Here is a 19,021-nt window from a genome sequence, read left to right on the forward strand (position 1 = left end):
GTTGAGTTCTCAAGAAACGGACGCGTACACCATTGTGCCAGACCGACTCGGTCGCTCTAGCCCGCCGGGGCTTGAAGTTCGTCTCTGTGGCCCCGTCTCCAGGGCAACCCCTCTAACTTACCAGGTCTTGTGCTGCTCCGCAAGCGGCTCAGTCAGACCAAGTCGAACTAGGGGGTGCAACCGCTCGTGCGCCAGCCATACCGGTTTCACCGGAGTGATCGGAGTGGTGTGCGCTGAGCTGCGCTGCTCCATAAGAGTATCAGCCCTTGGGCGTGGATCGCGCCGCAAACGTCGGTGGGACAGGGATTCGGCGTCCGAGCGCTCCGCGCGGCGCGCGCCGGGCCACCCCCGACAGCCCCAGTAGTGCCCCGGCAGTGCCCAAAGCGAAGCCCCGAGCAATGCCCCGAGCCATGCCCTTGCGATGCGACCAAAGCCGCCCGGGGCGAATGGCATGAGCACAGGCGGAATGAGCCAGGTGACACGGGGGTGGCGACATAGACTCGGGCGGGTGACGAATGACACGCCACCGGTGGCGAAGAGGGTACCCAGTGAGCGGGTCCATCACGGGGACGTGGTGGTGGATGAATACGCCTGGCTGATCAACAAGGAAGATCCGGACACCGTCCCCTACCTGGAGGCGGAGAACGTCTTCACCGAGCGGGCCACCGCGCACCTCGACGGGATCAGGGAGACCGTCTTCCAAGAGATCAAGAATCGGACGCGCGAGACCGACCTGTCGGTTCCCACGCGCAAGCGCGGGTGGTGGTACTACTCGCGGACGGTCGAGGGCCGGCAGTACGGCATCCAGTGCCGGGTGGCCGCCGACGGCGAGACGCCCCCAGAGATGAGCGAGGACGGCGGGCCCCTCCCCGGCGAGCAGGTGCTCCTCGACGGCAACGAGCTGGCCGGAGGACACGACTTCTTCGCGATCGGCACCTCCGTGGTCAGCCCCGACGGCACCAAGCTGGCCTATTCCACCGATTTCAAGGGCGACGAGCGGTTCACGCTGCGCTTCAAGGACCTCGTCACCGGCGAGACGCTCGCCGACGAGATCCCCGGCATCTCCTACGGCGGCACTTGGTCGGCCGACGGCTCGACCTTCTTCTACACGGTGGTGGACGACGCCTGGCGGCCCTTCCGTCTGTTCCGCCACACGGTCGGCGCCCCCGCCGACACCGACGTCCTGGTCTATGAGGAGACCGACGAGCGGTTCTGGGTCGGGATCGGGCTGACGCGAAGCGAGAAGTACCTCGTCCTGAGCGTAGGCAGCAAAATCACGAGCGAGGTGCGGATCCTCGACGCGGCCGACCCCGCCGGCGAGTTCATGCTGGTCAGGGAGCGCAAGACCGGGGTGGAGTACGGCCTCGACCACAGCGTGGACGGCTTCCTCGTGCTGCACAACGACGGCGCGGAGAACTTCGAGCTGGCCACCGCCACGGTGGACGCCCCCGGCACCTGGACCCCGCTGATCCCGCACCGGGAGGACACCCGGTTGCTGGACGTGGACGCGTTCGCCACCCACGTGGTGGTCGCCTTCCGCCGTGACGGCCTGACCGGCGTCAGGATCCTCCCCGCCGACGGCGAGCCGTACGAGATCGGTTTCCCCGAGCCGCTCTACACCGCCGAGCCGGGCGGCAACCCCGAGTTCAGCACGGCCAGGCTGCGCCTCGGCTACACCAGCATGGTGACGCCGCCGTCCGTCTACGACTACGACCTGGCCTCGCGCGAGCTGATCCTGCTCAAGCAGCGGCCCGTGCTCGGTGGCTACGACCCGGCCGACTACGAGCAGCACCGTGAGTGGGCCACCGCTGAGGACGGCACGCGGGTGCCGATCTCGATCGTGACCCGCAGGGGCACGCCCCGGCCCGCGCCCACCGTCCTGTACGGCTACGGCAGCTACGAGATGTCGATCGACCCGGCGTTCTCCGTGGCCAGGCTCAGCCTCCTCGACCGTGGCGTGATCTTCGCGGTGGCGCACATCCGGGGCGGCGGCGAGATGGGCCGCCGGTGGTACGAGGACGGCAAGCTCACCAGCAAGAAGAACACGTTCTCGGACTTCGTGGCGTGCGCCAGGCACCTGAAGGCGTCCGGCTGGTCGGGCGAGATCGTGGCGCGCGGCGGGTCGGCGGGCGGGCTGCTGATGGGCGCGGCGGCGAACCTCGCCCCCGACGAGTTCGCGGGCGTGGTGGCGGAGGTCCCCTTCGTGGACGCGCTGAACACGATCCTCGATCCGTCGCTGCCGCTCACCGTCATCGAGTGGGACGAATGGGGAAATCCGCTACAGGATCCCGACGTCTACGCCTACATGAAGTCGTACTCGCCGTACGAGAACATCGCGGACGCGGCGTACCCGCCGATCCTCGCGATCACCAGCCTGAACGACACGCGGGTCTTCTACCACGAGCCGGCCAAGTGGGTCGCGCGGCTGCGGGCGACCGCGAGCGGCGGGCCGTTCCTGCTCAAGACGCAGATGGGAGCGGGTCACGGCGGGCGCAGCGGCCGGTACGACTCGTGGCGAGAAGAGGCGTTCACGCTGGCCTGGATCCTCGACCGGCTCGGCGTCCCCGACGCCACCGGGGCGCCGACCATGGAGGCCGGGGCGCGCTGACCCCCTGGGCGGAGCCGTCAGATGGCCCGGTGCCGTTGCAGCCAGGTGAAGGACGCCCAGCCCGGCAGCACCGGCAGCCAGAAGGTGAGCAGCCGGAAGAGCAGCACGGCGGAGGTGGCCACGTCGAGGTCGAGGCCGGAGAGCCGCAGACCGGCCACCAACGCCGTCTCCACCGCGCCCAGGCCGCCCGGCGTGGGCGCGGCGGAGCCGATCGCGTTGCCCGCGAGGAACACCACGGCCACCGCGGCGAAGTTCAGGTTGCCGCCGAACGCGCGCACGCTGGCGTCCAGGCAGATCACGAAGGACAGCGTGAGCATCAGGGTGCCGGTGACGCTCTGCGTGATCCGGCGGGGTGACTGCACGATGTCCATCAGCCGGGGCAGCACGCCGGAGAACAGCGCCCGGATGCGGGTGCTGACGAGCCGCCGCAGCGGCGCGATGCCCAGGATCAGGACCGCGGCGACCGAGACGCCGAGCAGTACGATCATCAGGCCGCGGGTGGGCGTGAGCGAGGCCGCGGCGTCGCTGCCGGTGACGTAGGCGAAGAACAGCAGCAGCAGCAGGTGGAAGGCGAGCCCGATGAGCTGGGACGCGCCCACGCTGGCCACCGCCTGCCCCGGCGGGATGCCGCGCTTTTGCAGGTATCGGGTGTTGAGCGCGACGCTGCTCACCGCGGCGGGCGCGACCAGCTTGACGAAGGACCCGGCGAACTGCACCAGCACGGTGCGGCCCATCGGCAGCGACTCCGGCACGAACCCCTTGATCATCAGTGCCGCGGCCAGGTAGCTCAGCCCGGCCGCCACCAGGGCCACCCCGGTCCAGGCCCACTCCGCCGTGGTCACGATCCGCAGGAAGTTGACCTGACCGAGCTGGGTGAGCAGCAGGTAGGCCGCCGCCGCGCTGCCGATGATCGTGATGAGCGTGCGCGGCCGGACCCGCTCCAGGCGGACCTCCGCCACCACGCCGGGCGGCTTCAGCTCCACGATCTGCTCGCGGACGGCCGAGAGCAGTTGCTTGCCCTGGCCGCGCAGCGCGGCCCGGGTGCCCCGGGTCAGCGCGATCCGCTGGAGCAGCGGGAGGGCTCCGGCGAGGGCGTCGGGGCCGAGGACGGCCGCCGCCGTCCGCACCGAGCGCTCGGCTCCCACGCGCAGCGCCAGGTAGGTCAGCAACTGGGCGATGTCGAGGCGCAGCAGCAGGTCGCCGGCCGCGATCTCGCCGCTGCGGGCGTCCACCAGCACCACGTGACCGGCCTGGTCGAGGTGGATGCTCTCGCCCTCCAGGCGCCGGTGGGCCAGCCGCCGCCCCTGGAGCAGGCGGACCTGCTCCCAGATCTCGGTGAGGACGTCGTCGGTGATCTCGTCGTCCGGGACGTCCTCCAGCGCGCGGGTCTCCAGGTGCTCGTACGCGAGCAGCGCGGCCTCGGTGCCGATCTCGCTGGTGCCGAGCAGCTTGGGCGCGCCCGCCCCGGCGGCCTGGGCGGCGTAGGCCATCAGCGCCTCGCGCTCCAGCTCGGCGCGGAGTGAGCGGATGGCTCGCCTGCGGGTCTCTGAGTTGAGCAGCATGCGCCGCCACAGGCGGTAGATCAGCCCGGACACCTGGCGGTCGCGGTCGAGCACGGTGACGTCGATGCGGCGGTCATCGTCCAGGATCACGGCGTAGCGGCGGCTGCCCTGGACGTCGTCGTCGATCCGGCGGGCCCGGACGGGCCGGAAGCCGAGCCTGCGCAGGGCGCCGATCATCGCGGTGCCGGGCGGGCGGGTGTTGGGGCTGCCGATCGCGTAGAGCGTGCCGTAGCCGACGGCCAGGCCGACCAGGATGCTCACGATGACGCCGAGCGCGGTGGCCTCGGCGCCGGTGAACAGGGCGAACACGTCGAGCGCGATGGCGACCCACATCAGGGACCGCCAGGTCGGGCGGCGGGAGATGCGCACGGCCGTCATGTAGGCGACGACGGAGGTGAGCAGGGTGTTGAGCGGCTCGACGCCCGCCCGGCCTCCGGTGAGGAGCTGGCGCAGGTCGGTGGAGGCGACGATGAGCCACTCGCCGAGCGCGAATGAGACCAGGACGGCGGCGATCGCCGCGATCAGCCCCTCGGCGACGCGCAGGCCGTCGCGGTGGAACACCCGCTCGACGGCCAGCGCGGCGGGGATGACCAGGACGGCGCCGCCGCCGACGAATCCGGCGATCAGCACCAGCGGCCAGGGCGCGCGGGAGGTGCCGACCTCGACGTCCTGTTCGATGCCGTTGAGGGTCTGCTTGGCGACGAGGGCCAGCAGCACCACGCCGATGAGCAACAGGAGTGTGGCCAGGAAGCGCAGCGCGTCGGACGGCCTGCGCAGCCGCTGCGGCAGCAACGGCTCCACTACGAGCACCGGAGGCTCTCCAGACGCCGTATCGGGCTCACCCTGCGTATCGGGTTCACCCTGCGCCTCAGACGCCTCAGGCGCCTTCTCAGCTTCAGGAGCGGGCTCAGGAGCGGGCTCGGCCCCAGAGGGCACGTCGGGACGCCCCGGGGAGGACGCTTCGTCCTGCTCCGGGTTCTCTACCCCGTCGTGATCCCGTATTTGTGTCACCGCCCGCGATTCTGCCCTTTTCCCGGCGGCTGCGCGTTACCCATGACCATCAAGATCTCTCAACGCTTCACGATCCTTCGATCCATCCAGGTCGTGCACGTCCCCCGTGCGATCTTCCCTAATAGTCTCCACAATCGGTCTCATGCGCATATCACTGGCCTCGGACAGTCTCGACGGTGTGGCGCCCCTCGTGGCGCCCGAGCTGCGACGGAGAGGCCATACCGTGATACTGCACGGTGCCCTGGCCGATGAGCGCGCCGATTGGGCATGGTCGTGCGAATCCGCTGCTCGCGACGTGTCGGCCGGCCACGCCGACCAGGCCGTGGTCTGCTGCTGGACCGGCACCGGAGCGTCCATCGCGGCCAACAAGGTACCCGGTGTGCGCGCCGCCCTGTGCGTGGACGCCCCCACCGCCGACGGCGCCCGGACCTGGAACGACGCCAACGTGCTGGCGCTGAGCCTGCGCCTGACCTCGCCGCAGGTGCTCGTGGAGATCCTCGACGCGTGGTTCGCGGGCTCGGTGAGCGCCGACGCCGGAGATGTGGCGAACATCGCCCATGTGGATGAGATCTCCCAACCGAGATCTCTTAGTTGAACGAGGCTCGTACTCAGGAAGTGGACCCGCATTTTCCTGAGGGAGTGGACCTCACACCGCCGCGCGCCCGCCGCCTAGCCTGTCGGCATGAACGATCTCGCCCGACGGCTGCGTGACCTGCACTTCCACGATCTCCCGCTGGTACTTCCCAACGTCTGGGACGCCCGCACGGCCCAGATCTTCGCCGAGGCCGGCTTCCCCGCGCTGGCCACGCCGAGCAGCGGGATCGCCGCGTCGCTGGGCTACTCCGACCGTCAGGGCGCGCCGTACGAGGAGATGTTCGCGGTGGCGGCGCGGATCGCCGCCGCGGTGGACGTACCGGTCACGGTGGACGCCGAGGCCGGGTACGGCCTGCCCGCCGACGAGTTCGCCGAGCGCCTGCTCGCCACCGGCGCGGTGGGCTGCAACCTGGAGGACACCGATCACGCGACCTCATCCCTGGTCCCCGTCAAGGAGCAGGCCCGCCGTCTCGCCGACGTACGGCGGGCCGCCCCCGACCTGGTGATCAACGCGCGCGTCGACGTCTTCCTGCACAAGGGCACGGTGGCGGAGGCCGTCGAGCGGGCCCTGGCGTACCTGGACGCCGGGGCCGACTGCGTCTACCCGATCCTCGCCAGGGAGGAGCGGGCCATCGCCGAACTGGTAGAACGCGTCCCAGGGCCGATCAACGAGATGTTCACCGCACGCGGCCCGAGCCTGACCCGGCTGGCCGAACTGGGCGTGGCGCGCATCACCTTCGGCGGCGGGCTGTACGAGGCGGTGATCGGGGCGGTCCGCGAGATGGCGACCCGGATAACGGCCGGATCCAACCCCTACGGGCCGGAGAACACGCGTGGCTAGACTCGACGACATGTCGGGGGAGTTGAAGGTTCTGGGGGCGTGTCCCCTGGATTGTCCGGACACCTGTTCGTGGGTGGTCCGGGTGAAGGACGGCAAGGCCGTCTCACTGCGCGGCAATCCGGAGCATCCGTATACCCGGGGCGCGCTGTGCGTGAAGGTCAACCGTTACCTGGAGCACGCCGAGGCCCCCGACCGCATCCTGTACCCGATGCGCAGGGTCGGCCCCAAGGGGTCCGGCCGGTTCGAGCGGATCACCTGGGACGAAGCGCTCGACGAGATCTCCGCCCGGCTCACCGCGATCATCGACGAGTTCGGCGGCGAGGCGATCTGGCCGTACCAGGGCACCGGCACGCTCGGTTACATCCAGGGCGAGGTCGGCGAGTCCGGGCGGCGCCTCTGGAACGCGCTGGGCGCGTCCCGGCACGACCTCAACATCTGCGCGCGGGCAGGCAACGACGGCCTGCGCCTCACGAACGGCACCCCCTCGGGCATGGACCCGGAGACGTTCGCGCTGTCCCGGCTCATCCTGCTGTGGGGCACCAACACCCTGACCAGCGGCCACCACCTGTGGAAGTTCGTGCAGGACGCCCGCAAGAGCGGCGCCCACGTCGTGGCCATCGACCCGATCCGCACCAGGACGGCCGAGCAGGCCGACGAGCACCTGCCGATCCGGCCCGGCACCGACGCCGCGCTCGCCCTCGGCCTGCTCCACGTGGTCGTCGAGGAGGGCGCGGAGGACCGCGACTACCTGGAGAACCACACGGTCGGCTGGGACGAGTTCAAGGCCGAGATCATGAAGTACCCGCCGTCGCGGGTCGCGGAGATCACCGGCCTGCCCGAGGAGTCGATCCGCGCCCTCGGGCTGCGGCTGGCCCGCACCCGCCCCACCGGCATCCGCGCCACCATGGGCATCCAGCGTCACTCGGGCGGCGGCTCGGCCATGCGGACGATCGCCTGCATCCCGGGTGTGACCGGCGACTGGCGTCACCCCGGCGGCGGCGTCGCCTACTCCACCAGCGCGAGCTTCCCGCTGTACGCCGACACCCGCGACGACCTGCTGCCCAAGCCGGTGCGCAAGCTGACCATGACCCGCCTCGCCGACGGCCTTTCGAACACCGGGCTCCCGGTCAAGTGCCTGTGGGTCTACGGGGCCAACCCGCTGGGCAGCACGTCCGACCAGAACCGCATCCGCCGCGCGATGGCCCGCGACGACCTGTTCACGGTGGTCATGGAGCAGTTCCCGACCGACACCGTCGACTACGCCGACATCGTGCTGCCGGCGACGACCCAGATCGAGCACATCGACCTGCACGCCGGTTACGGCCACATGTACCTGATGTGGAACGAACCGGCGGTGAGCCCGCCCGGCGAGTGCCTGTCCACCACCGAGACATTCCGGCGGCTGGCGCGGCACATGGGGCTGACCGAGCCCGCGCTGTACGACTCCGACCTCGAACTGGCCGCGCAGTTGCTCGACTCCGACGATCCGGCGCTGGCCGGGATCACCCTGGACCGGCTGCGCAAGGAGGGCTGGGCCCGGCTGGCGGTGGCCGACCCGTTCGTACCGTTCACCGGCGGGTTCCCGACGCCGAGCGGGCGGTTGGAGTTCGTCTCCGACCGCGCGGAGGCGGCCGGGCTGCCCAGGGTGGCCGGGTACGTGCCGTCGATGACGGCGCGCACGCCGGTGAGCGAGCGCGGGCCGTACCCGCTGACGCTGGTAACCCCGGCCTCGCACACCTTCTTGAACACCACCTTCGGCAACAACGCCGAGCTGCGCCGCCGGGCCAAGGCCCCGAGGGTGCTGGTCAGCGAGCGCGACGCGGCCGACCGGGAGCTGACGGACGGCCAGACCGTGCGCGTGTTCAACGCGCACGGCGAGTTCACCGCCGAGCTGGAGATCAGCGATCGGGTGCGCCCCGGCGTGGTGGCCGCCCCCAAGGGGCACTGGCCGAAGCTCAGCCCCGGCGGGGGCAACGTCAACGCCGTGGTCGAGGAGCGTGACGCCGACCTCGGCCGGGGGCCCGTATATCACGACAACTTCGTGCAGATCAGTCCAGCGTGAGCATGCAGTGCGTCTCCATCACCGTGGGGTCCGACGGCAGTGCCATGGTCTCCCCGGTCGGGGCGAACCCCCTGCTCCGGTAGAGGGCGAACGCGGGGGCGTTGGCGTCCACCACCCAGAGCTCGACGTGGCGGGCGCCCGCCGTACGCGCCCAGCTCAGGGCCTCGTCCACGAGGAGCGCGCCGACGCCTCGGCCACGGCAGGCCGGATCGACCCACATGGCGATCAGATGGGCGGTCTCCGGACGCCGGTCCATGAAGATGCCGACGAGCCCGACGTCGGCCCCGTCGGCGACGGCCACGAAACGGACGGGCGTGCCCTCGGCCAGGCGGGCCTCCCACTCCTCGTCGGACTGGGCCGCCTCCTTGGCGTACGTCGAGGCGAAGGCATGGGGTGACTCAGCGAGCGCGCTGAGGCGGATCTTCCGGAAACGCTGGCCTTCACCGGGGCTCAAGCGTTCGATCAGTACATCACTCATCGGAGGGCTCCAACAGGTCAGGGGACGGTCAGGGTTCGTCCCCGATGTGAATCAGGTGGTCCGTGACGCACTCTGTGAACATGAACGAAAATACTGAACTGACCCGAAGCGATGAGATGTCCCTCGCCGGTGCGGCCCTGCGCGGCGCCCCGTGGAAGGCCGCCGCGATCAGCGGTGGCGTCATCGCCGCGGCCAACTGGCTGATGGGCGTGCTGCTCCCGGGCCCCGCCGACCTCACCACGTCGCTCGGGCTGGGCATCACGCTGTTCGCCCTGGTGGCCTCGATCGGCGCGATCTCCCGGCCGAACACGGCCGACCGGGTGACCCGCCAGGCGCGGCTGTGGTCGCTGGGGCACCCGTTCAGGTTCGCGCTCTACCCGGCCGCCGCCGCGGCGATCCTGATGTACCCGGTGCAGCTCGTGTTCGATCGGGAAGGCATGTTCGGCGCGGCCTGGGACGCCCTGTGGGGCGGCGCGGTGGTCTACGTGATCGCCGCCGTGCTGACCGTCGCCCTCAAGGGACGCGCCACCCAGAGCCGCTGAGGTGGGCGGCCCGAGCACGGCCAGGCGAGCCCGTCCGACCCCTGGGCCGGACCGGCTAGGTGGCCCGCGCCGCCCGCTCCGCCTCGCCGCGTACCACGCAGAACTCGTTGCCCTCGGGGTCGAGCAAGGTCATCCACCCGGTGCCGTCGGCGTTGCGGTGGTCCTCGTGCGACTCGGCCCCGAGTGCGATGAGACGCTCGATCTCCTCGTCCCTGGTGGCGTCGTCGACCGGCCAGACGTCGAGGTGCAACCGGTTCTTGACCGTCTTGCCCTCAGGAACCCGGATGAACAGCAGCAGGGGCTGGCGCGGCCGGTCGGCGGGTGACTCGATGAGCACCTCGTCGTCGCCGGGCTCGTAGCCGACGATTGGCCAGCCCGTGGCACGGCTCCACCACTGCGCCAGCTCATGCGGCCGTTCGCAGTCGAACGTGATCGTGTGAATGCCAATCATTTGGTCAGCCAATCGTCCGCACGGCTGACCGGTCAAATCGTTTCCCGCCTGGTCAGGCCGCCGCGTTGCTCGCGAGGTTGAGGCCCACCACGCCGGCCAGGATGAGCAGGATGGACCCGCTCCGCAGGGGCGTGATGTCGTCGCCCAGCGCGATCATGCCGAGCGCGGCCGTACCGACGGCGCCGATGCCGGTCCACACCGCGTAGGCGGTGCCCACCTGGAGGTCCTTCAGCGCCAGTGCCAGCAGCCCGAAGCTGAGCACCGCGAACACCAGGAAGGACACTCCCCACCAGATCTGGCTGAACCCGTTGGACATCTTCAGCGAGTACGCCATCGCGACTTCGAACAACCCTGCGACGACGACGAGAATCCAGGCCATGATCTTCTTCCTCTCACGGACGGTCACGGGTGCGTCGTCTTGTCGAACCGGGTACGGCGCGTCTCGTCCGGGAGAGCCGGAAAGGCCCTTCGCCACCGACGTTAGCAAACGTCCCAGGAAAGGGTGAACCAGGTCGGCCGGGCCCGCGGCCACACCCCCAGTTCCTCCGCCGCGCGCGCGACCTCCCCGGCACGGGCCGGGTCCAGGCACAGGCGACGGCACACGCCCGCGGCCATCTCGTCCACCGAGGCGTATCCGCCGTCCGGCGCGAGGTGCGTACGTGACGTGACCGTCTGACCGAGCGCCCTCGCCAGCTCCGCCACGTCGTCGGCGACCGGGCCGGTGGGCCTGGTGACGCCGTGGAAGTGCAGCCACAGCGGGGCCGTCCAGCTCGTCGGATGCCGCTCGGGGAGTTCCACGACGACCCGGTGGTGGGCGTGCGCCGTCAGTTCGCTCAGGAAGGCGGCCAGGTCGGGCACGTTGAACACCACGTGCGCGCTCATCACGACGTCGGCGGCGGGGGTGCGTTCGGCGACGTCGGGCCAGCGGCCCTCGACGGTCGCCACTTCGGGCGCGCGTTCCCGCAGGTCGGCCAGCATGCCGGGGTTCTCGTCCACGGCGATCAGCCGCGCGTCGCGGGCGGTGGCGGCGGGCAGGCTCGCGGCCCCTGTGCCCGCGCCGACGTCGAGCAGCGTCCCGCCCTCCGGCAGGGCCTCGCACACGGTCTCGTAGGTGACGCCGCCGGGTTCGGCGAGCAGCGCCTCGGTACGGCGGGCGAACCGCGACACCTGGAGCCCCCACGGATCGACCGGCGCCGCGGCCAGAATGTCCTCGGGGATCGCCCACGCCGCCAGGGCCGCGCGCCAGCGGGCGTCGAGGGAGGCTACCCGCGAAGTGAGATCTGTCATGTATCCGGATTACCCTGCTTGACCCCTGTTACTGGCGGGTAGCATTAACGTAGGTTACTGACTAGTACGTAACATGCCGGACGGAGGCCGCCGTTATGGGTCACTACAAGAGCAACGTGCGGGACCTGGAGTTCAACCTGTTCGAGGTGCTGGGCAGGCGCGAGCTTCTGGGCGCCGGCCGCTACGCGGACCTCGACGAGGAGACCGCGCGCAGCATCCTCGACGAGATGAGCCGCCTGGCCTCGGGCGCGCTGGCCGACTCCTTCGAGGAGGGCGACCGCAACCCGCCGGTCTTCGATCCGGCCGCCTCCACCGTGACCCTGCCGGAGGGCTTCAAGAAGTCGTACCGCGCGCTCACCGAGGGCGGCTGGGGCCAGCTCGGCCTGCCCCCCGAGCTGGGCGGTCCCGGCATTCCACCGAGCCTGGTCTGGGCCGCCTCGGAGATGGTCCTCGGCGCGAACCCGGCCGTCTACATGTACGCCGGGGGCGCCAGCTTCGCCCACACCCTGTGGACGGTGGGCACCGAGGAGCAGAAGCGCTTCGCCGAGATGGCCATCGACCGCGGCTGGGGCTCCACCATGGTGCTCACCGAGCCGGACGCCGGATCGGACGTGGGCGCGGGCCGTACCAAGGCGATCCTCCAGCCCGACGGCACCTGGCACATCGAGGGCGTCAAGCGGTTCATCACCAGCGCCGAGCACGACCTCACCGAGAACATCTTCCACCTGGTGCTCGCCCGCCCCGAGGGCGCCGGGCCCGGCACCAAGGGCCTGTCGATGTTCGTGGTACCGAAGTACCTGGTCGACCTGGAGACCGGCGAGCTGGGCGAGCGCAACGGCGTCTACGTGACCAATGTCGAGAAGAAGATGGGCCTGAAGGTCTCCACGACCTGCGAGCTGACCTTCGGCGACCGGCACCCGGCCGTGGGCACCCTGGTCGGCGACGTGCACCAGGGCATCAAGCAGATGTTCATGATCATCGAACACGCCCGGATGATGGTCGGCACCAAGGCCATCGCCACGCTGTCCACCGGCTACCTCAACGCGCTGGCCTTCGCCAAGGAGCGGGTGCAGGGCTCGGACATGGTCAACATGACCGACAAGACCGCTCCCCGGGTGACCATCATCAACCACCCGGACGTACGCCGTGAGCTGATGCTCCAGAAGACGTACGCCGAGGGCATGCGGGCGCTCGTCCTCTACACCGCGACTTTCCAGGACGCCGTCCAGATGGACGCGGCCGACGAGCACGCGGCGGCCATGAACGACCTGCTGCTGCCCATCGTGAAGGGCGTCGGCTCCGAGCGCTCCTACGAGCTGCTCTCCCGCTCGCTACAGACCCTGGGCGGCTCCGGCTACCTGCAGGACTACCCGATCGAGCAGTACATCAGGGACGCCAAGATCGACTCCCTCTACGAGGGCACCACGGCGATCCAGGGCATGGACCTGTTCTTCCGCAAGATCCTGCGCAACCAGGGCACCGCGCTGCGCGCGCTGATCGCCGACATCGAGGCGTTCGCCTCCTCCGAGGCGGGCAACGGCCGGCTGAAGGAGGAGCGCAGGCTGCTGGCCGAGGCCACCGCCGCGGTCACCGCCATGGGCGACACGATGGCGGGCTGGGCCATCAACTCCCTGGAGACCCCCCAGGAGGTCTACAAGGTCGGCCTGAACACCACCCGCTTCCTGCTCGCGCTGGGCGACCTGGTGATCGGCTGGCTGCTGCTCCGCCAGGCCGAGGTGGCCCTGGCCGCGCTCGCCGATTCGGACGAGGACCAGGCGTTCTACTCGGGCAAGGTCGCGGGCGCGTCGTTCTTCGCGCGGACCGTCCTGCCCCGGCTGCCCGCCGAGCGCCGGATCCTCGACGCCACCGGCCTCGACCTGATGGAACTGCACGAAGACGCCTTCTGACGCATTCAGGCGCTGCCGCCGCCCCCCAAGGCAAATGAAGGGATAGACACCCGTTGTAGGTGGTGTGTTATCCATAGCCGGGTATGACGGCATCCGTACGTCGTGTTTACCAGCCGGAGGCAGTGATGGGCGTCGGGGTCAGCATTTTCTTCCTCACCCTGGGTGCGATCCTGAAATTCGCCATCAGCGACGACGTGCTCGGTGACGACATCAGCATCGACACGATCGGCCTGATCTTCATGATCGTCGGCGGTGCCGGAGTGGTCCTGAGCCTGGTCCTGGCCCCCCGCCGGGGGATCACCTCCGAAGACCGCCTGATGCACCGCGAGAACCAGCCCCCGCCCGACGCCTGAGAATCGTCACGTGTTCCGCACGCGCCGCCGCAGGCGGATCGTGGTGGCCGGGTCGGCCACGATCCCCGCGGCCCACAGTGCCACACCGATGTAGACGATCTGCTCGGGAACGCGCTGCCACAGTGGCGTCGCCGGTTCCCCCGCGAAGGTCACTTCGGTCAGGGCCGCGTAGACGTTGGCCGGGAGGATGAGCACGAAGAGCACGGCCAGGCAGATGCCCGCCGCTCGCCGGGTGGCGGACAGGAGGAGGCCGACAGCGCCCGCGAGTTCCAGAACGCCGGTCAGGTAGACCATGGCGGCCGGGAACGGGACGAACGGCGGGACCATGGCCACCATGTCAGCATGATTGGGCATGAAGGTCACATTCGATGGGACGAAGTGGGCACTGGCCGTCAGCACCAGCATGACGGCCAGGCCATGCGCGGCGCTGACGCGCCACTCGGCGAAGCGGGTCACGCCGAACACCTTGCCCAGCAGGCGGAAACACAGCGTGGTCACGACGAGAACGATCAGAGTCATGGCACTCACCCTCCTTGGATAGTCATACTACCCAACATTGGATAGAAGTGCTATCCAATGGAGTGCTGGAAATGCCGCACAAGAAGCCCGGTTCGCGCCCGCGGTACGACACCGGGATCGATCGTGGGCGTTCACGAAGCCTGTTTCACCACGTCCTGCCCGCTGTGGCACCGCAAGGGTCTGCTGGACATGCCGAAGCACCGCCTCCGGGCAGAGGCCGGCGGCGGACCTGAGGGGCAGCGCTGGAACCGGGCGGCGGGCGGCAGCGCAGCCGGCGGCCCGGCAGGTCAGAGGTGGAACTGGGCGGCGGCCCGGCCGGCGGCGATGGGGGCGATGAGGCCGGTGATGATCTCGCGGTGGGCGGGGTGGTCGCGGTAGACGGCGTAGTCGTCCGCTGTGGCGAAGTCCGCGACGATCGCGAAGTCGTGGTTGCCGGAGTTGATTCCGGCGTCGGGGCCGCAGTGGTACGCCTGGATCTCGGGGATGACCTCCGTGAGCCCCCGCAGGCGGGTGGCGATCTCGGTGATCTGGGTGTCGGTGGCCTCGTCGGACCAGTTCAACAGCACCATGTGGCGGAGCATCCGCGTTCCCCTCTCGGCGTCTGCGCGCAACCCTATTCCCTCCCGTACGGCCGGGCCCCGAAAGGCCCGGCCGTACGGCGGTTCACGACCAGGCGAGGGCGCGGAGCGGGTCCTCCAGGATGTCGCCGACGTCGCGCAGGACCTTGGAGCCCACTTCGCCGTCGATGACCCGATGGTCGAAGGAGAGCGCCAGCGTGCAGATCTTGCGTGCCACGATCTGCCCGTCCACGACCCACGGCAGGTCCCTGATCTGGCCGAAGGCCAGGATCGCGGACTCGCCGGGGTTGATGATCGGGGTGCCGGTGTCCACGCCGAACACGCCCACGTTGGTGATGGTGATCGTGCCGCCCGACATGTCGGCGGGCTGGGTGCGGCCCGCCCTGGCGGTCTCCACCAGGGCGTTCATGGCCCGTGCCAGCTCGACGAGGGGCAGCGCGTGGGCGTCCTTGACGTTGGGGACGATCAGCCCGCGCGGGGTGGCGGCGGCGATGCCGAGGTTGACGTAGTGCTTGACCACGATCTCCTGGGCGCTTTCGTCCCAGGTGGAGTTGATCATGGGGTGCCGGCGGGCCGCGACCAGCAGGGCCTTGGCCACCAGGAGCAGCGGGGAGACCTTGACCTCGGCGAAGTCGGGGGTGGCGCGCAGTTTGCGCACCGCCTCCATGGTCCCGGTCATGTCCACCTGGAGGAACTCGGTGACGTGCGGCGCGGAGAACGCCGACGCCATCATGGCCTGCGCGGTGGCCCGCCGTACGCCCTTGACCGGGATGCGCTCCTCGCCGCCGGCCGGACGCGCCGCGACGGGTGTCACGGCCGGGGGCGCGGACACCGCCGCGTGGACGTCGTCCCTGGTGACGGTGCCGTGCGGGCCGCTGCCCGCGATGGACGCGAGGTCCACCCCGAGGTCCTTGGCGAGCTTGCGCACGGGCGGCTTGGCCAGGACGCCGGGGGCCCTGGGGGCCGGAGCGGCCGGGGCCGCGGGCCTCGGAGGGGCCTCGGCGGGCGGCGCGACGGCCGGAGCCTGCGCGCTCGCCCCTCGCGGGGCGGAGGAGTCCCCCTTGCGGGGACGCCGCTTGGTGGTGCCCATCTTCACGCCGTAGCCCACCAGCACCGGCTGGCGTTCCTCCTTCTGCGGAGCGGGCGCGGACGGCACCATGTCGTCGGCGAGCGCGGCCGTGCGCGCCTCCGGCTGAGCGCCCCCGCCCGCGCCTCCTCCCGAGGCCGCCTCGGGCGGGCCCGTGCCGTCGTCGACCGCGATGATGGGCAGGCCGACGTCGATCGTCTGCCCCTCCTCGGCCATCAGCGCGGCCACCACGCCCTCGAACGGGCAGGGCAGCTCGACCACGGCCTTGGCGGTCTCGATCTCCACGATGATCTGGTTGACCTTGACCTGGTCGCCCACCGCCACGTGCCAGCGGACGATCTCGGCCTCGGTCAGCCCCTCCCCGACGTCGGGGAGCTTGAACTCACGTCGCATGCGTCGCTCCCCGTCAGTAGCCGAACGACCGGTCCACCGCGTCCAGGACGCGGTCGAGGTCGGGCAGGTAGTGGTCTTCCAGCCGGGACGGCGGGTACGGCGTGGAGAATCCGCCCACCCGCAGCACCGGCGCCTCCAGCCGGTAGAAGCAAAGCTCGGTGAGCCGCGCGGCCAGCTCGGCGCCGAACCCGTTGAACAGGGCCGCCTCGTGGACGACGACGCACCGGCCGGTGCGCCCGACGGACTCGGCGAGCGTCTCGGTGTCGAGGGGGTTGAGCGAGCGCAGGTCGATGACCTCGATCGACCGGCCGTCCTCCTCGGCCGCGGCGGCGGCCTCCAGGCAGGTCTTGACCATGGGCCCGTAGGCGAGCAGCGTGAGGTCGTCGCCGCGCCGCACGACGGTCGACTTCGTGAGCGGGCTCCACCGCGCCGAGCCCGAGGTGTCCACCTCGCCCTTCTCCCAGTAGCGCCGTTTGGGCTCGAAGAAGATGATCGGGTCGTCGCAGCGGATCGCCTGCTGGATCATCGCGTAGGCGTCGGCGGAGTTGGAGCAGGCCATCACGCGCAGCCCGGCGGTGTGGGTGAAGTACGCCTCGGGCGACTCGCTGTGGTGCTCGACCGCGCCGATGCCGCCGCCGCAGGGGATGCGGACGACGACGGGCAGCTTGAGCGCGCCCAGCGAGCGCAGCGGCATCTTGGCGAGCTGGGTGATGATCTGGTCGGCGGCCGGGAAGACGAAGCCGTCGAACTGGATCTCGCAGACCGGCCGGTAGCCGCGCAGCGCCAGGCCGATCGCGGTGCCGATGATGCCGGACTCGGCGAGCGGGGTGTCGATGACGCGGCTCTCGCCGAAGTCCTTCTGCAGGCCGTCGGTGACGCGGAAGACGCCGCCGAGCTTGCCGACGTCCTCGCCCATGATGAGGACCTTGGGGTCGTCCTCCATGGCCTTGCGCAGGCCCTCGTTGATCGCCTTGGCGATGGTGAGCGTGGTCATCGGGCGTCGCCTCCGGCCTGGTCCTCGAATCCGGCGAGGTAGGCCGCGTACTGCGCGCGCTCCTCTGACATCAGGGCGTGCGGTTCCGAGTAGACGTGGTCGAACATGGCCAGCGGTTCGGGATCCGGCATTTCCAGACATCGTTTGCGGATGTCCCGGCCGAGCGTGTCGGCCTCGCCCTCCACGGCGTCGAAGAAGTCCTGGTCGGCGAGCTGGTTCCTGAACAGGTACGCCTTGACGCGCTCGATCGGGTCCTTGAGCTTCCATGCCTCCAGCTCGCTCGCCACCCGGTAGCGGGTCGGGTCGTCGGAGGTGGTGTGGGCGCCCATCCGGTAGGTGAACGCCTCGATGAGCGTCGGCCCCTGGCCTTCGCGGGCGTTCTTGAGCGCCTGTCTGGTGACGGCGAGGCAGGCGAACACGTCGTTGCCGTCCACCCGGATGCCGGGGAAGCCGAATCCGCTGGCCCGCCGGTAGAGGGGGATGCGGCTCTGCTTCTCCAGCGGCTCGGAGATGGCCCACTGGTTGTTCTGGCAGAAGAAGACGACCGGCGCGTTGAACACGCTGGCCCAGATGAACGACTCGTTGACGTCGCCCTGGGAGGTGGCGCCGTCGCCGAAGTAGACGATGGCGGCGGCCCCGTTCTCGCCCACGGCCCCGTCGCGCTGGATGCCCATGGCGTACCCGACGGCGTGCAGCGTCTGGCTGCCGATCACCACGGTGTAGAGGTGGAAGTTGTGCTCGGCCGGGTCCCAGCCGCCGTGGTTGACGCCCCGGAACAGGCCGAGAAGCTTGACCGGGTCCACGTCACGGCACCAGGCGACGCCGTGCTCGCGGTAGGTGGGGAAGGCCATGTCGGCGTCGGTGAGCGCCCGGGCGGAGCCGATCTGCGCGGCCTCCTGGCCGAGCAGCGAGGCCCAGAGGCCGAGTTCGCCCTGTCGCTGGAGGGCCACGGCCTCCAGGTCGACCCGGCGGACGAGGACCAGGTCACGGTAGAGGGATCTGATCTCTTCGGGGGTCAGATCGATGTCGTAGTCGGGGTGCTCTACCCGCTCTCCCTCAGGGGTGAGGAGCTGAACGAGCTCCGGAGGCTCGTCGGGGCCCCCTGATCGGGTCGGGCTGAATCCACGAGTGGCGTCGGTCGTCACGTGCCGCTCCTGTGCGCTCGGGGCCGGGAGGATGGGATCGCCATCCACGTGCGGCCGGTTAGCAACGCGTCCGGCCCGTGTGGGTGTGGTCCGTCCGCGTATGTGGACATGGTCGCAGAGGTCACAGCACCGAGCGCAAGACCCGATGGCATGTCCGCCTTTGCCACGACTTGTGCGTCCACTCCTCGTCCTTCCCCACGGCCACGCTCCCGATGTGCCCGATGTGTGCCTCATCACACGCGGGGCCCGTGCACCCAGGGGCACCCCTTCACCTGGAGTAGCCTGGACCCGCTCTACCCCGTAAGCCCTCAGCCCTGGAGGAACCCCGTGGCGCGCGCCATCGTCGACGTCATGCTGAAGCCCGAGATCCTGGACCCTCAGGGACAGGCGATCGCCCGTGCCCTGCCCCGCCTGGGATTCTCCGGCGTCGCCTCGGTCCGGCAGGGCAAGCGCTTCGAGATCGAACTCGACGGCCCCGCCGACGACGCCGCACTTGCGGACATCCGAAAGCTCGCGGAGACCCTCCTGGCCAACCCGGTGATCGAAGACTTCACCGTGCGCTTCGAGGGGTAAAACAGCACATTTGACACACAAAGCTTCCACAGCTCG

Annotated in this window: 18 protein-coding genes and 1 riboswitch; of the genes, 8 read left to right on the forward strand and 10 right to left on the reverse strand. The window is 70.1% G+C overall.

Annotated elements, in window-relative coordinates:
- The first annotated feature begins 466 nt into the window (after window positions 1-466).
- Entirely contained in the window at window positions 467-2,608 is a 2,142-nt protein-coding gene (locus P3X83_RS17580; protein WP_277306180.1) for a S9 family peptidase, read from the forward strand.
- A gap of 17 nt (window positions 2,609-2,625) precedes the next feature.
- Here the strand turns inward: P3X83_RS17580 and P3X83_RS17585 are convergent, their stop codons facing one another.
- Entirely contained in the window at window positions 2,626-4,980 is a 2,355-nt protein-coding gene (locus P3X83_RS17585) for a lysylphosphatidylglycerol synthase transmembrane domain-containing protein (RefSeq protein WP_277306181.1), read from the reverse strand.
- Between the two features lie 343 nt (window positions 4,981-5,323).
- Between P3X83_RS17585 and P3X83_RS17590 the strand changes: the two genes are divergently transcribed.
- The 3 genes from P3X83_RS17590 (at window position 5,324) to P3X83_RS17600 (ending at window position 8,678) form a co-directional block, all read left to right on the forward strand.
- A complete protein-coding gene (locus P3X83_RS17590) occupies window positions 5,324-5,776 on the forward strand; it encodes an RpiB/LacA/LacB family sugar-phosphate isomerase (protein ID WP_277306182.1) in 453 nt (150 codons plus the stop codon).
- 87 nt (window positions 5,777-5,863) lie between these two features.
- Complete coding sequence (locus P3X83_RS17595) at window positions 5,864-6,616, forward strand: isocitrate lyase/phosphoenolpyruvate mutase family protein (RefSeq protein WP_277306183.1); 753 nt, start codon at window positions 5,864-5,866, stop codon at window positions 6,614-6,616.
- Between the two features lie 10 nt (window positions 6,617-6,626).
- On the forward strand, window positions 6,627-8,678 hold the full coding sequence (locus P3X83_RS17600) for a molybdopterin oxidoreductase family protein (protein WP_277306401.1): 2,052 nt from the start codon (window positions 6,627-6,629) through the stop codon (window positions 8,676-8,678).
- On the opposite strand, the gene P3X83_RS17605 is transcribed toward P3X83_RS17600, so the two are convergent.
- A complete protein-coding gene (locus P3X83_RS17605; protein ID WP_277306184.1) occupies window positions 8,665-9,156 on the reverse strand; it encodes a GNAT family N-acetyltransferase in 492 nt (163 codons plus the stop codon). The two genes, P3X83_RS17600 and P3X83_RS17605, sit on opposite strands and share 14 nt — an antisense overlap.
- Before the next feature lie 80 nt (window positions 9,157-9,236).
- Between P3X83_RS17605 and P3X83_RS17610 the strand changes: the two genes are divergently transcribed.
- Entirely contained in the window at window positions 9,237-9,698 is a 462-nt protein-coding gene (locus P3X83_RS17610) for a hypothetical protein (protein WP_277306185.1), read from the forward strand.
- Window positions 9,699-9,753: 55 nt separating this feature from the next.
- On the opposite strand, the gene P3X83_RS17615 is transcribed toward P3X83_RS17610, so the two are convergent.
- The 3 genes from P3X83_RS17615 to P3X83_RS17625 all read right to left on the reverse strand — a co-directional run bounded on the left by P3X83_RS17615 (window position 9,754) and on the right by P3X83_RS17625 (window position 11,436).
- Window positions 9,754-10,149 (reverse strand): VOC family protein, encoded by a 396-nt coding sequence (locus P3X83_RS17615; protein WP_277306186.1) that lies wholly within the window; start codon window positions 10,147-10,149, stop codon window positions 9,754-9,756.
- Window positions 10,150-10,201: 52 nt separating this feature from the next.
- Window positions 10,202-10,555 carry a multidrug efflux SMR transporter gene (locus P3X83_RS17620; protein ID WP_346742719.1) on the reverse strand — a complete coding sequence of 118 codons (354 nt, stop codon included), beginning with the start codon at window positions 10,553-10,555 and terminating at the stop codon, window positions 10,202-10,204.
- A 1-nt stretch (window position 10,556) separates the two neighbouring features.
- Window positions 10,557-10,621, reverse strand: a riboswitch (guanidine-III (ykkC-III) riboswitch).
- 8 nt (window positions 10,622-10,629) lie between these two features.
- Window positions 10,630-11,436 carry a methyltransferase domain-containing protein gene (locus P3X83_RS17625; RefSeq protein ID WP_277306187.1) on the reverse strand — a complete coding sequence of 269 codons (807 nt, stop codon included), beginning with the start codon at window positions 11,434-11,436 and terminating at the stop codon, window positions 10,630-10,632.
- A gap of 95 nt (window positions 11,437-11,531) precedes the next feature.
- On the opposite strand from P3X83_RS17625, the gene P3X83_RS17630 reads away from it, so the two are divergent.
- Entirely contained in the window at window positions 11,532-13,343 is a 1,812-nt protein-coding gene (locus P3X83_RS17630) for an acyl-CoA dehydrogenase (protein WP_277306188.1), read from the forward strand.
- A 125-nt stretch (window positions 13,344-13,468) separates the two neighbouring features.
- Window positions 13,469-13,696: a DUF6458 family protein gene (locus tag P3X83_RS17635; RefSeq protein ID WP_277306189.1), complete on the forward strand. Its 228-nt coding sequence runs from the start codon at window positions 13,469-13,471 to the stop codon at window positions 13,694-13,696.
- Window positions 13,697-13,702: 6 nt separating this feature from the next.
- Here the strand turns inward: P3X83_RS17635 and P3X83_RS17640 are convergent, their stop codons facing one another.
- The 5 genes from P3X83_RS17640 to pdhA all read right to left on the reverse strand — a co-directional run bounded on the left by P3X83_RS17640 (window position 13,703) and on the right by pdhA (window position 18,412).
- Window positions 13,703-14,215: a hypothetical protein gene (locus P3X83_RS17640; RefSeq protein WP_277306191.1), complete on the reverse strand. Its 513-nt coding sequence runs from the start codon at window positions 14,213-14,215 to the stop codon at window positions 13,703-13,705.
- Between the two features lie 287 nt (window positions 14,216-14,502).
- A complete protein-coding gene (locus tag P3X83_RS17645) occupies window positions 14,503-14,784 on the reverse strand; it encodes a Dabb family protein (RefSeq protein ID WP_277306193.1) in 282 nt (93 codons plus the stop codon).
- Between the two features lie 94 nt (window positions 14,785-14,878).
- Window positions 14,879-16,273: a dihydrolipoamide acetyltransferase family protein gene (locus P3X83_RS17650; RefSeq protein WP_277306195.1), complete on the reverse strand. Its 1,395-nt coding sequence runs from the start codon at window positions 16,271-16,273 to the stop codon at window positions 14,879-14,881.
- Window positions 16,274-16,286: 13 nt separating this feature from the next.
- Window positions 16,287-17,267: an alpha-ketoacid dehydrogenase subunit beta gene (locus P3X83_RS17655; protein WP_277306196.1), complete on the reverse strand. Its 981-nt coding sequence runs from the start codon at window positions 17,265-17,267 to the stop codon at window positions 16,287-16,289.
- Entirely contained in the window at window positions 17,264-18,412 is a 1,149-nt protein-coding gene (gene pdhA / locus P3X83_RS17660; protein WP_277306198.1) for a pyruvate dehydrogenase (acetyl-transferring) E1 component subunit alpha, read from the reverse strand. The genes P3X83_RS17655 and pdhA overlap by 4 nt, the downstream gene beginning before the upstream one ends.
- Window positions 18,413-18,739: 327 nt before the next feature.
- Here pdhA and purS point away from each other — a divergent pair, with 327 nt between their 5' ends.
- On the forward strand, window positions 18,740-18,985 hold the full coding sequence (gene purS, locus P3X83_RS17665; RefSeq protein WP_277306199.1) for a phosphoribosylformylglycinamidine synthase subunit PurS: 246 nt from the start codon (window positions 18,740-18,742) through the stop codon (window positions 18,983-18,985).
- Window positions 18,986-19,021 lie beyond the last annotated feature (36 nt).

Source organism: Spongiactinospora sp. TRM90649, assembly GCF_029382225.1.
GTDB lineage: Bacteria > Actinomycetota > Actinomycetes > Streptosporangiales > Streptosporangiaceae > Spongiactinospora.

Bases quoted from the DNA above. Each gene is read 5' to 3' on its own strand.
- P3X83_RS17650 (WP_277306195.1), bottom strand. From the start codon at position 16,273: ATGCGACGTGAGTTCAAGCTCCCCGACGTCGGGGAGGGGCTGACCGAG.
- P3X83_RS17625 (WP_277306187.1), bottom strand. From the start codon at position 11,436: ATGACAGATCTCACTTCGCGGGTAGCCTCCCTCGACGCCCGCTGGCGC.
- P3X83_RS17655 (WP_277306196.1), bottom strand. From the start codon at position 17,267: ATGACCACGCTCACCATCGCCAAGGCGATCAACGAGGGCCTGCGCAAG.
- P3X83_RS17610 (WP_277306185.1), top strand. From the start codon at position 9,237: ATGAACGAAAATACTGAACTGACCCGAAGCGATGAGATGTCCCTCGCC.
- P3X83_RS17600 (WP_277306401.1), top strand. From the start codon at position 6,627: ATGTCGGGGGAGTTGAAGGTTCTGGGGGCGTGTCCCCTGGATTGTCCG.
- P3X83_RS17640 (WP_277306191.1), bottom strand. From the start codon at position 14,215: ATGACTCTGATCGTTCTCGTCGTGACCACGCTGTGTTTCCGCCTGCTG.
- P3X83_RS17590 (WP_277306182.1), top strand. From the start codon at position 5,324: ATGCGCATATCACTGGCCTCGGACAGTCTCGACGGTGTGGCGCCCCTC.
- P3X83_RS17645 (WP_277306193.1), bottom strand. From the start codon at position 14,784: ATGGTGCTGTTGAACTGGTCCGACGAGGCCACCGACACCCAGATCACC.
- P3X83_RS17605 (WP_277306184.1), bottom strand. From the start codon at position 9,156: ATGAGTGATGTACTGATCGAACGCTTGAGCCCCGGTGAAGGCCAGCGT.
- P3X83_RS17615 (WP_277306186.1), bottom strand. From the start codon at position 10,149: ATGATTGGCATTCACACGATCACGTTCGACTGCGAACGGCCGCATGAG.
- P3X83_RS17635 (WP_277306189.1), top strand. From the start codon at position 13,469: ATGGGCGTCGGGGTCAGCATTTTCTTCCTCACCCTGGGTGCGATCCTG.
- P3X83_RS17595 (WP_277306183.1), top strand. From the start codon at position 5,864: ATGAACGATCTCGCCCGACGGCTGCGTGACCTGCACTTCCACGATCTC.
- P3X83_RS17630 (WP_277306188.1), top strand. From the start codon at position 11,532: ATGGGTCACTACAAGAGCAACGTGCGGGACCTGGAGTTCAACCTGTTC.
- P3X83_RS17580 (WP_277306180.1), top strand. From the start codon at position 467: ATGAGCCAGGTGACACGGGGGTGGCGACATAGACTCGGGCGGGTGACG.